Source organism: Maledivibacter halophilus (assembly GCF_900167445.1).
Taxonomy (GTDB): Bacteria; Bacillota; Clostridia; order Peptostreptococcales; family Caminicellaceae; genus Maledivibacter; species Maledivibacter halophilus.
The window spans coordinates 210,419-223,065 of the sequence record NZ_FUZT01000004.1 but is presented as its reverse complement, the minus strand read 5'-3'; the positions used below and the strand labels follow the sequence as shown (position 1 = coordinate 223,065).

Sequence of the window (12,647 nt, the reverse complement as noted above, 5' to 3'; positions counted from 1 at the left end):
AAATTTATAAATCTGATTATTATGGTCATATTTATTATAAAAGTAACTATTAACCTAAAGCAATTTACTCAATTGAGCAAATTGCATAATTACCTTTAGCAAAAACTATCTACTACATATAGTTTTGAAATCTCCAAAGCTATACCATATATATTATGCAATTTTGCCAAATTAGAGTTATGCAATTTCCCCAATTAAATATTTTTCCACATCATCTTAATATTTATATTCAACCATTACTGTTGCAGTTATTTCCAGCTCTCCAGCTTCTACTGGTGTTTCATAGGCTTCTTCAGCCATTTGAGTCTTCATTAAATTATTATTCCTGTAAATAATGGGCCCTCCATAGCTATTTTCATTTATTCTATAGGGCTTCCCAGGTTTTGCACCAAAGGTACTTAATATGGCCTCAGCTTTTCCAGAGGCATTTTCCATTGCAAGCTTTAGTGCATCACTATAATATTTATCTTCATCGCTTATTCCAAACCTTATATTACTTATTCTATTTGCTCCTTCTTTTCCTGCTATATCAATAATTTTTCCTACTTTATCTATATCTCTGATAGTTATTTCGACTGAATTAGTAGAAATATAGCCTTCTATTCTTTTTTCTTTTTCTTTAGAAAAAGATGGCTCATTTTTACTAGTTTTATATATGGTATATCTTGTTGTCTTAATATCTTCATCCTTTATTCCATTTTCCTTTACAGCAATAATTATTTTATCCATTAATTTTGCATTATCATCCTGTGCTTTTTTTGCATCTGTATTAAATACCTCTACACCTACATTTATATATGCTATATCAGGCTTAACCTTTACTGTCCCTAATCCATTAACTGTTACAATGTTGCCTTCTGTCAAAGAGCTATTATTTGCTTGTGCTTTTCCACTAAAAATATCCATGGCATCTACTGCAAATAATCCAGCAATTAATATGGGAATGATCATTAAATATATTATTTTTTTCATAGCTTTTCAACCTCCAATATTATTGTTTTTATAAATATCTACATACACCTAAATTCTTAATTAAATCTTTGATTTTTAACCCCCTCTGCTTATTTTTTTTCTGAAAAAATTATATAATTATCTCATCTATCATAATTATTAATCTACTTCATCTATATAAATTTTTATTGTTGCTAAATCAGTAATATCATTTAATCTAGTGATCTCCTTTGATAATTCATCCTTTGCTTCTAAAACTTTGGTTAGCTTTCTTTTAACATTTGATATTTGTTCAGCATCTTCTTTTTTATTCACTTCATCTTTAAGCTTGTTTTCTTCCAAGTTCAAATTTTCCTTTTCAGCAACAGCTTTTATATACTCATCTGTAATATCATTAATATTTTGCTTTTCATCAATAATAGCATCCATAGTGATAATTTCGTTAAAAATACTATTAAATTTATCTTTAGGAATCCTTATTATAATATTACCTGTTTTTAGTGATTTTTCAGAATGTTTTTTTACAGGCTCTTTATATGATGTGCTTGAACTTTGGATAAAACCTTTATTGTCAGTGGTGATATTTACAATTTTTTCATAACTTAGAGCATATTCTTTGGTTTCAAGATGTATATGTCCATTTACTATTATCTTTTTATCTTCAAGATCTTTAATATCTTCTTGTTTTTCTTTCATAGGAGCTATACTTCTGTTTTCAGCTGTTAATTTTATATCTTTACTATTTCCCCTCGCCATGTTGTATTCCTTAGATTCTTCCATAGATTCTTCCATTTTTTCTTCAGCTGGACTCCCTGCTTCATGCTGGGATATACTAAACGGCATAGCTTCCTTAGGTGCTGCTTGTTCGGTTTCAGCTGATTTATCCATCATAAAATTATTATTTAATATAGAAGATACAGAAACAACCATAATAAAAATTCCAGCTGCAATACCAGATAAGATTCTCCAATTAATCTTTCTTTTGGTTTTAAATTTGTCTTTATCTGTTTGTCTAGAATTTATTAATTCTGCTTTTTCTAATTCTTTACATTTCACTAATTTATCATGAAGATCAGCTTTAAATCCTTCAGGCAATTGGGCTTGAGGCGTTTCGGATAATAATTTTTTTATGAATAATAAATCTTCGTACTCTCTATTACATTCTTCACACATTTTGATATGGTTCTCAATTTCTTTATTTTCTCCATCATCTAGCTGATTATCTATATAAAGTGATAATATTTCTTTAACCTTATCACATCTCATATTATCCCTCCTCTCATATACTTAGACTTAATTTTCAATGAAAAGTTCCGATTCCTTTATTAATATTTCCTTTAATATTGATCTGCCTCTACTTATTCTGGATTTTACAGTACCTATAGGATTTTCAGTTATTTTCCCTATTTCTTCATATGTAAACCCCTGTATATCCCTAAGAATTAAAACTCCCCGATATTTTTCAGGAATTTTATTAAGAGCTTTTTGAACTAACTCCTTCTTTTCTTTGATTTCATATAATCTATCAGGTAAGTACTTAGTATCAGCTATCTGAAAGTTGTAGTTTCCATTTTCTGTTTCAAATTCTTTATCTAGGGAATATGTTTTGATTTTCTTCATTTTTCTAATTGCATCTATACAGTTATTTTTTACAATTCTATAAAACCATGTAGAAAAATTTGAATCTCCTCTAAAGCTTTTCAATGATTTATAAACTTTAACTAATGATTCTTGAGTTACATCACTGGCATCTTCTTTATTTCCTAGCATTCTATATGCAATATTAAAAGCAACTACTTGATATTTCTCTATGAGCTTCTCAAAACTTTCTATATCTCCATTCTTACTTTTTTCAATTAATTTTTTCTCATAATCAGACAACTTATTCACTCCCTTCTTCAAATCTTAGCTTAACTTATTGTGCTAGTAAATCAAATATTTCATTTAAATGATTTCTATTGATCCATTTTTTCTTAAAAAGCTATATAAAAAAATACATTTATTCCATAAGCGAAAAGGAAATATTAAAAAACTCCATATAAAAACTAACACAACAATTTAAATTATATATTTCTAACTTTACTATATATCTTCTTTAAATATCTTCTTTTAATGTTATATTTCTTACCAAGTAATATAAATAATCCACATTATATTTGTGCAATTAATTACCCCTATTCTATATTTGACGAATCTATCTATTAAAAAGTTCCCTATAATATTAAAAAACCCTTTCTATTTTTTTGATTTTGATAAATAAAAAAACACCTGTTATTTTTAACAAGTGTCTAAAAACTATATTTCTTCAATAATGGGTATATATTTATTAATATCATAGGGTTGAATAAAAGATTGTTTTACATTCATTTGTTCATCAAAAACAACAGTTGCATGATGCATAAAATTATTTTTGAGATAATATCTTAAATCTATACATTTCAAAACCAAATTTCCCATTTCTTCAAAATAATCAATATGAATTATAGGAGAAAAATCCTTGAAGTATTTACCTGCATTTGTTTTATTAAATAATTCTACTATTTCACTTTTTGGTTTCTTAAACTTTTCCCGTACAAAAACTTTGCTATTAATCAGGTTTACTTGCCCTACTATGCTGTGACTATTTGTGTCTACTATAAAATCCCATTTATGAAAAGCCATTAAAGAAGGTAAAACATTAACTTTAATTAACTTATATCCATCAGTGTAATGCTTCTCAATAACCTTCTCAGCCCTCTTTCTCATTCCATATCTAGCACCAATATAAACAACAAATGTAATACCAACTGTTGTTAAGGACATATTGCTAATAGTCCTTTTGAAAATAAGAAATAAACAAAGTATTGTTATTACAGGATCATACAGCATTAATAAATTCATTTTGAATTTTTTTCTTGTAAAGGGAGCTAACAATTTTGCTCCATACGAATTTAATATGTCAAAGAAAGTATGGGAAAAGGCTCCTAAAAACGTCCATAAAAATAGTCTAAGAAAATCAACATTCTTAAACATTACCCCCAATCCCAAGGTAATTATACCTGATAGGGCCAATAACGATGGTAAGGAGTGAGAAACCCCCCTATGATGTCTTAAATAATAAAAATCATTCTTTACAAATCTTACAACTACATCTATATCTGGGGACATTGCACCTAATGCACATCCTATACTGATGGGATTACTTAGGCTAACAGGATCCCCACTAAAAGCAGAAATTGCCAGTCCAATAACCCCATGTGTGACTGGATCCATTAACTCACCACCCTATATAAATTTTCATATCTTATAGTATATCATATTATCTCATCTTCTTCAACATCCTTCGACAAGCATTATTGAAAATTCTTTTAAAAAATCTTGCATTATCAAATTATTTATGATAGAATATATTTTGTCACTAGCCGAAGTGGTGGAATTGGCAGACGCGATGGACTCAAAATCCATTGAGGTAACACTCGTGAGGGTTCGAGTCCCTCCTTCGGCACCATTGAAAAAACTAGGCTCTAGAGCCTAGTCATTTTTATTTTTTGTGTGTTTTTTTCTGATTTTCTAATCAATCTTCTAATAACTGAAAAATTTTTGATTAAAAATATCCGCTACTTCCTGCTTTATACATTATCGTTGCTTTTGTTATTTAAGACAACTCTACTAGATTTTTTCTCAGTATTCTAAAGGCTACATCTTGATTATACTCCCTTAGCAATCCCATAGAATATAATATATACTCTTTATCTAGTAATGTTTTAGCTTTTTCAGGAAGTAATATATTGGAATCCTTATCTTGAGTTTTTAAAACCTTTTGTAAAATTTTTTTTGGATTTAAACTATTTATTATTGGTCCACCAGTTCCAATAATAAATCCTACCCCTGAAAGATTTTTTCCTCTTTGTAAAAACTTGCAATTTGCTGAATGAACTGGTTCAAGGTATCCTGCATGTCTCCTAGCTGAAATACTAACAGCATAATTTGCCATAGCATTATCAATTTCTAACTCTTCATTACAAGTAGGAATATATTCAACTTGATCCACTCTTAAATTGATAGAATCCTTCAATCCATCTTTAGAAATTCCTAAAGAATTAGATATTTCCTCTATTCCAACCTCCTTTACAAGCAAGGCTGCAGATTCCCTTAACCCCAAATCACTTTCAACGGTTCTTTTTGAATAATTTTCTACACATCCAGCAATTCTCGACCCTTTATAAGGTACTTCGTTGGCATAGGAATGTACATCTGTTGTAGCACCACCAACATCAACGATCATCAAATCTCCAATACCTTTTTCATTATTTGATCCCTGTGACAAAAGCTCACCAGCCGAAAGTACTGCCGATGGAGTAGGCATCAGGATTCCATCTAATTGTTTTTTAACCTTTTCTAATCCCTTCATATTTATAATTCTCTTTAAAAACACCTCTCTAACAATTTCTTCGGCAGAATTTGTATTTATTACGCCAACCTTAGGAATTATATTATCTACAATATAACATTCCTTTCTGCCAGTCATTAATATATATCTTATTTCTTTAGATACATAACTATTGCCTGCATAAATTATTGGAATATTAAGCTTACTTTTTGCTAAAATATTTGCATTATATAATGGAATTGACTGATTCCCCTTCTCATATCCACCACAAAACAAAAGTATTTCAACTTTATCCTTTATTAAACTCTCAATATCCTTATCAGAAATTTTACCATTAAAAGTATGTAATATTTTCGCACCGGCTCCAAAGGCTGTATTTCTACCTGCTGAAACACTTAAGTTTTTGCTAATACCAATTACTGCCATTCTTAATCCACCAGCTGCACTGCTTGAAGATAGCTTTATTGCCCTATGGTAATTATTATTACCTAAAATATATTTTGCTTCTTTTAAGCAAAGCTCTAGTCCAACTCTTGCATCAGTTTTCACTGTAGATGAATGACAGGTCCTGTGAAGAATTCGCTCTTCATCTAAGGAAGCTATTACCATTTTAGTATGGGTACTACCAAAGTCAAGTAGTATTGCATTTTTCATCGTCTACTCTCCTCTACATCTAATTGGAATAAATATTACTAACAGTATCTACTAAGGTTTCCATATTATTATCACAATTAATATTGAGTTTCTTAATTTGATCTGTTACGTCAATCGCTAAACTACCACCATCCTGATTCTCATTAAGTAATCCACCCATTACAATTTTAGCTTCTAAATTACTCTCTTCAAGTTTCTTTAATAGTTCTTTTGCATATGTTAAGGCTATTCCATTATAAGTACTTATAACTATAGCTCTGGCTTCTGTCTCCATAAGGGTTTCAACAATTTCATTTGTGGTAACATAGGTTCTCAAATCAAATACAACTGCTCCTGCTTTTTGAAGAATTGATTTTGCAATTTCCTTACCATAATCATGTATATCTGTTGCTGCAACAATTACTTTTTTTCCATTGAGGGCTCCATCTATATTTTTAATTTTTGCTAGGGATTTTTCCTTTTTTTTCTGAAGATTTTTTATCATATCCGTTGGTCTTACTGGTATTCTCTTTCCTAGTCTATCCTTCTCTTTTTGTCCAACGCCAAAATACTTTTCCAATTGTTTAGGCCCAATGAACTTTAAAGCTGCAAAAACTTCGCCAGCATGTTCAATATCCACACCCAAATCATAAAGACCATTCATCATTCTTTCAAAAAACACTTTGCCGCAAGCACAGTATACATTTTTTTCACTTTCTATTTTATCCCAATTCATATAGGGCTCCATGAACTTAGATTTTTCAATCATCATATCCACACAAAGATGGCCATCAACGATTTCATCAGGAGTAGGTATTCGCGACGCTTCAGACACTGGTACTGAAGCGACAGCATGACCTGTGGGCATATGTCTTTGGAAAATAGCATCTGCTAATGAAAAAGAGGATAGGGCTCCAAAATTTCTATTATAATCAAGTCCATAATCCACTGTATTCCCAAAAATCATAGTCCCTGGTGTTTTCTTAGTATTAAGACTTTCCATAGTAGTATGAAATATAATCCTACCTATAGGGTCACTAAATAGATTTCCATAGCTAAATGTCATCCTTGCACCTAATAATTCCTCTACTAAATATCGTTCCATCATAGCCCAACCTGTTAGATTTACTAAATCCTCAAATTGATTTCCAAAACCATCATCTAAATTTGAATGTATAATAGTTCCTTCAAATTTTCCCATAAGGTTAAAAGCCTTCAAAGATGAAATAGTTCTCTCTCGCTCCAGCTCTACCCCAGGATATTCATATGTAAAGTAATGAGAAACATTCCCTATAGATGTAGCTCCTGCTTTTAGTCCTTGAATAGTATTTTGTAGTGCATTAGGTGAACCAATCATATGATCACTTAAATGGGGCTGCACTGGAACAATCTGTCCTAATAATTCCCATTCTTCAGGTGTCTCTAATATCAGTCCTGTACCCTTTGGCAACTTATGTCTATGTTCTTCAGGCACTCCCATAATCCAGTCTAAGATAAATCCAAATCTTGTAATATAACTACCTCTATTTTTCAACTCATTATAAATATATTTAATATTTTTAGCTGTTTCTTCCCAAGAATTCCACCCAACATGGGAATGCTTCGAAATTTTTCCCTGTTTAATAGCCAAACGTTTATATTCAGCTTCTGATTTTACACCATGCTCTTTAAAAAAAAGGGTTTTTCCAATAGTTATATTTGATGCAATCTTATCAACATCACTTAATATATTCTTCATGTCAGGTAAATCTTTATATTCAAATCTTTTATTTATTTTAATATCCATTTTATTTCCTCCTAATAAATTATATTTAATTCTAAATAATTAAATTAAGGATAATATTCGCATATACAACCCAGACAAATTAAAGCTATGCAATTTCCTCAATTAACTTCTAAAGAATTTTTACTTTCAATTTTAAGTTTGATATTTTTACTAATAATGAAGATTAGCAGTATTATACCAGCATATCCATTAATAACATATACAAAATTTATTAGACGATTAAAGGGTATGTTCATTGCTATGAAATAACCTAAAAGAGCTAAAGCTACTGTTATAATAGTAAATTTCTTACTTCTTTCTAATGCAAATCTTGATGATGCTGTCCAAAGCAATGGTACCGATGTTGTATATATTGCTATAAAAACAATAATTGAAAATACTGGAGCAAGGGGTGGAAAAATATTTTCTACAAGAATTAAATTTGGTATTTGTGCATTAGCCACCTGAGAAACGTTTGCCAGCAGTGCAAATCCTACTACCAATATGGCTAAAGTATTTAAAAAAGCCGCTAATACAACAGAACGTCTTAATTCTTTCATACTATTTTTAGCACCTAGCTTTGCCATAAAACCTCCGAACCACAGCATACAAAATCCTCCATAGGATCCCCCTGCTAATAACCAGTTATTTGATGCCTTCATAATTTGGATCTCTTTATTTTTAATTAAATTAACCCCCATAGAAAGATTTGATATTCCTTTAGCAAAGCTTACAGCTCCAACAATTAAACAAATAATAACGACCACTGGTCCAATTTTCCCAAGTATATTAACAAGGGTTTCTAGACCAAATACAACAGTAATACAAGCCAAAATAGTGAGAATTAAAGCTCCTATTACTAAAGGAATTTCGTACTGCTGTTGAAGGGTTGCAGCTGCTCCACCAACCATTACAATAAAGGACATATAACAAAAAAGCACTGAGAAATAATCATAAATAGTTCCTATCTTTTCTCCACAAAAATACCTATAAACTTCACTACCCTTTTCAAATTTCTTTTCATTCCCTGCTTTTGCATAGGCATAGTTCGAATATCCAAATATGGCTAAAAATATTAAACCAACTAGTATTCCTTCATATGCATAGGATGTAATGTACTGAATAACTTCTTGTCCAGTTGCGAAACCAGAACCAATAGAAAATGCTAATATTGCACCTGCCATAGTGATTATTCTAGAATAGCTTATTTTTTCACTCATAAAATTCCCTCCATTCATTTAGTTCGGGACCCCTTATAAAAAAATATGTCGACTTAGCTTAAATCTAACATAGTTTTTGTATAAGCTCAATCTAATTTTTTCACAAATTCTTAATTTCGACCCCTATTTTACCGATTTTTTTCATAATCATGAAATTATCTTCATGTTCTTTTAAGTTTCATAAATTAATATATAATTCTAAATATGTGTATCAATTTCCTAAAGTGAAATTTAAAATTTGTTTGAAATTTCAAATAAAATATGATATGTTTCTTTTGTATATTTATAATATTAATATAGGGAGTTGATTTATATGATAGGGGAAAGAATAAAACATCATCGAAAAAAGCTAAATCTAACTCTTAAAGAATTATCAAAGAGAACCGCTTTATCAGTAGGATACTTAAGCAATGTAGAAAGAAACCTTACTAGTCCTACATTTGACAATTTACTAAAAATATGCGAAGTCATGCCTATTAATATAATCGATTTAATAAACGATAGCATCCCTTTTGAGCCCTTTATAAAAAAAGGAGACAGGAAGCTAGTATATAGTAATGACTATAGATTAGGATATCAATACTTAACAGATATAAATCAAAAAATCGTTGGTAAATGTCAGATACTATATAAAGACCATAAAGGAACGGAATGCTGTTGGGGACATGAAACCGACGAATTTGGAATAGTAATTAAAGGAAGTATGATGATAGAAGTATATGATAAAACCTTTGTATTAAAGGAAGGAGATAGTATATACGTTAAAGCCTTTACAAAACATGTTATCAGGAAAATTTCAGAGGAAGAATGTATTAGCTATTGGGCTGCAATAAATAGTAAATCAGTAAAAGAATAAATTTGCATATTTTAATTAACTTGTTTTGATAGTAAACTAAATATTAAAACGCCTGATATAAGAGCTAGTACAACGAATTAATTTATAATAAAAATATTAATATCTTTAAATTTTTTCACAATATATAGATTAACTCTTTAGTTTGTTTAATTATATTAGAAACTTTTATGATAAAATATACATCATGAGATGAAATTTAAATCGATACAAAGGATGATTACAATGAACATTTTAACTGCTAATAATATATCCAAAAGCTATGGGGAAAAAAAGCTATTTAAAAATATATCATTCACCATAAATAATGGAGATAAAGTAGGTTTAATTGGTATAAATGGAACTGGCAAATCTACACTACTCAAAATAATCTCAGGATATGAAACTGCTGATTTAGGTGATATCAATATTCCTAATGGTATAAACATTGAATACCTTGATCAAAATCCTAAATTTGATTCACAGTCAACTGTTCTACAGCAAATATTTAAAAGCAATTCACCAACTATAAAATTAATTAAAAAATATCAAGAAACTCTTAAAACTATTGAAGAAAATCCAAAAGATGGGACTCTACAAAAACAATTATTAAAATTGACCAACGAAATTAACAATTTAAATGCTTGGGATATGGAAAGTCAAGTTAAAACAGTCCTGACTAAGCTTGGGGTTACTGATTTTAATAAAAAAATGGGTACATTATCGGGCGGACAAAGAAAAAGAGTTGCTTTAGCTAGTGCGTTATTGTCTCCATGTGACTTACTTATTTTAGATGAGCCTACTAATCACATGGATAACAAATCTATTGATTGGTTAGAAGATTATCTAAAAATCAGGAAAGGTGCCTTGCTTATGGTAACCCATGACAGATATTTTTTAGATAGAGTTGTAAATAAAACTATGGAGCTTGATCATGGTAAAATTTATACCTATACAGGTAACTATTCACAATTTATAGAAAAGAAAATTGAAAGAAAAAACTTTGAATCCGCCATTGAAAGAAAAAAACAGAATTTATATAAAAAAGAACTGAAATGGATTAAATCAGGTGTTAAGGCAAGAGGTACTAAACAAAAAGCTAGAATTCAAAGATTTGAAGAATTAAAAAATTCTAAAGTAAATATAGATGATTCAAAAATAGATATTTCCGTTGGTTACTCAAGACTTGGCAAAAAAATTATCCAAATGAAAGGCATATCTAAGAGTTTTGGAAAGAATCAGCTGATTAAAGATTTTAGTTATATATTCCTCAGAAACCATCGTATTGGAATAATAGGGGATAATGGAACTGGAAAATCTACTTTTTTAAACTTAATTGCTGGCAAGCTTATTGCAGATGAAGGTATTATTGATATAGGAAAAACAGTTAAAATAGGATACTTTGCTCAAACATCTGAAAATATAGATGAAAATTTACGAGCCATTGAATATATTAGAAAAAGTGCTGAATATATTAATACATCAGATGGTAATAAAATAAGCGCTTCTCAGATGATGGAACGTTTTCTATTTTCAAATGATATGCAGTGGACTTATATTTCCAGATTATCCGGTGGAGAAAAAAGGCGATTATATCTTTTAAAGATACTAATGAATGCCCCTAATGTATTAATATTAGATGAACCAACAAATGATTTAGATATTGATACCCTTAATATTTTAGAAGACTATATCGATGAATTTGATGGGGCTGTTATATCGGTTTCCCATGATAGATATTTTTTGGATAGAACCTGTGATAGAATATTTTTTTTCGAAGGTAGTGGATATATAACAGAATATACAGGTAATTATTCTGATTTTATAGCTAAAAGGAAAAACAATATTAAAGAAGAATTCAAGGATAAATTACCTAAAAGAAAAAATCCTCCTAATATTGAAACACCTAAGAAAAAGAAACTAAAATTTTCATATAAAGAAAAATTTGAATATGAGAGGATCGACTCTGAAATTGAATTATTAGAAAATGAACTTTCAAATATTGAAGATAAAATACAAGAATACTCAAGGGATTTTGAAAAACTTCAGGAGTTTATAGTAAAAAAAGATGAGATTGAAGAAAAACTCCTTTTTAAAATGGAACGTCAGGAATATTTAAATAATCTAGAAAAAAAGATTAGAAACTTCAAAGCCTAGTTTAAGTTATTTTAATATTATAGGAACTATTGAAACCTTTACCTATAAATATATAATCCCTGAATAAAAAATATATTCAGGGATTATATATAAAATCTACATTACATTAGACCTCTACCATTAGGGTTTTTATTTTGATTACCGCTTTTTTTAACTTTCTTCTTAGCATTTTGAAGCTCACTATTTCCTACTGCATTAGAGCTTTGTAGATTTGAGCCTCCACCTGCAGTAGTATTAGTCATATTTCCTCCACCATAAGTATTATTTACATTCATGTTTTCAATAGTATTGTTCATTTCACCTCTACCAACTGACTTGGAATTTGTCAAATTAGGTTTTTTCTTTTTAGACTTTCCCATAATATTTTTCCCTCCACTTTTAAATTCTAATATTATCCTTAATTTACAACAATATTATTCGCACTTTTAACAAATATATAATTGGTATATATTGTTAAAATAATTATTTTGTCTTATGTTGTTTAAATAGATTTATTCGAAATCATCTGGACTAAGTTCTTCAGAATATTCTAAAGCCATTTCTTCACAAATGTTTCTTTTTTTAGTTTTTTCATTAGTATCATTAATTTTATTTTTCCCATTTTTAACTTTAAAAGAAATAAAATCTGTATCTCTTGCATTATATTTTTCTCCCATAATTCCACCTCCATTTAATACTATTTTTTTCCTTCTATATTTTTTTATTCATTTGATTTTTTAA

General features: G+C 29.3%; 11 protein-coding genes and 1 tRNA gene. 3 read left to right on the top strand and 9 right to left on the bottom strand.

What is annotated here, in order from left to right; all coding sequences use genetic code 11:
- Positions 1 to 216: 216 nt before the first annotated feature.
- From B5X81_RS09185 to B5X81_RS09170, 4 genes are all read right to left on the bottom strand, one after another.
- The gene (locus tag B5X81_RS09185; RefSeq protein WP_079491150.1) at positions 217 to 972 is read right to left on the bottom strand and encodes an SIMPL domain-containing protein; all 756 of its coding nucleotides are present in this window, start codon (positions 970 to 972) and stop codon (positions 217 to 219) included.
- 138 nt (positions 973 to 1,110) lie between these two features.
- Positions 1,111 to 2,217 (bottom strand): DUF4349 domain-containing protein, encoded by a 1,107-nt coding sequence (locus B5X81_RS09180; RefSeq protein ID WP_079491481.1) that lies wholly within the window; start codon positions 2,215 to 2,217, stop codon positions 1,111 to 1,113.
- A gap of 27 nt (positions 2,218 to 2,244) precedes the next feature.
- On the bottom strand, positions 2,245 to 2,841 hold the full coding sequence (locus B5X81_RS09175) for an RNA polymerase sigma factor (RefSeq protein WP_408606790.1): 597 nt from the start codon (positions 2,839 to 2,841) through the stop codon (positions 2,245 to 2,247).
- A gap of 405 nt (positions 2,842 to 3,246) precedes the next feature.
- Positions 3,247 to 4,203 (bottom strand): metal-dependent hydrolase, encoded by a 957-nt coding sequence (locus B5X81_RS09170; protein ID WP_079491146.1) that lies wholly within the window; start codon positions 4,201 to 4,203, stop codon positions 3,247 to 3,249.
- 148 nt (positions 4,204 to 4,351) lie between these two features.
- Between B5X81_RS09170 and B5X81_RS09165 the strand changes: the two genes are divergently transcribed.
- Positions 4,352 to 4,438 (top strand) — tRNA-Leu (locus B5X81_RS09165).
- 147 nt (positions 4,439 to 4,585) lie between these two features.
- Here the strand turns inward: B5X81_RS09165 and B5X81_RS09160 are convergent.
- From B5X81_RS09160 to B5X81_RS09150, 3 genes are all read right to left on the bottom strand, one after another.
- The gene (locus B5X81_RS09160) at positions 4,586 to 5,974 is read right to left on the bottom strand and encodes a glutamate mutase L (protein WP_079491145.1); all 1,389 of its coding nucleotides are present in this window, start codon (positions 5,972 to 5,974) and stop codon (positions 4,586 to 4,588) included.
- A gap of 19 nt (positions 5,975 to 5,993) precedes the next feature.
- Entirely contained in the window at positions 5,994 to 7,739 is a 1,746-nt protein-coding gene (locus tag B5X81_RS09155; RefSeq protein WP_079491143.1) for a cobalamin B12-binding domain-containing protein, read from the bottom strand.
- Between the two features lie 98 nt (positions 7,740 to 7,837).
- On the bottom strand, positions 7,838 to 8,938 hold the full coding sequence (locus tag B5X81_RS09150) for a YkvI family membrane protein (RefSeq protein WP_079491142.1): 1,101 nt from the start codon (positions 8,936 to 8,938) through the stop codon (positions 7,838 to 7,840).
- Between the two features lie 313 nt (positions 8,939 to 9,251).
- Here B5X81_RS09150 and B5X81_RS09145 point away from each other — a divergent pair, with 313 nt between their 5' ends.
- Positions 9,252 to 9,794 carry a helix-turn-helix domain-containing protein gene (locus B5X81_RS09145; protein WP_079491140.1) on the top strand — a complete coding sequence of 181 codons (543 nt, stop codon included), beginning with the start codon at positions 9,252 to 9,254 and terminating at the stop codon, positions 9,792 to 9,794.
- Positions 9,795 to 10,016: 222 nt separating this feature from the next.
- The gene (locus B5X81_RS09140) at positions 10,017 to 11,927 is read left to right on the top strand and encodes an ABC-F family ATP-binding cassette domain-containing protein (RefSeq protein WP_079491139.1); all 1,911 of its coding nucleotides are present in this window, start codon (positions 10,017 to 10,019) and stop codon (positions 11,925 to 11,927) included.
- Positions 11,928 to 12,028: 101 nt separating this feature from the next.
- Here the strand turns inward: B5X81_RS09140 and B5X81_RS09135 are convergent, their stop codons facing one another.
- Both B5X81_RS09135 and B5X81_RS27360 read right to left on the bottom strand, forming a co-directional pair.
- Complete coding sequence (locus B5X81_RS09135) at positions 12,029 to 12,286, bottom strand: hypothetical protein (RefSeq protein WP_079491137.1); 258 nt, start codon at positions 12,284 to 12,286, stop codon at positions 12,029 to 12,031.
- A gap of 132 nt (positions 12,287 to 12,418) precedes the next feature.
- A complete protein-coding gene (locus B5X81_RS27360) occupies positions 12,419 to 12,583 on the bottom strand; it encodes a hypothetical protein (RefSeq protein ID WP_170917341.1) in 165 nt (54 codons plus the stop codon).
- Positions 12,584 to 12,647 lie beyond the last annotated feature (64 nt).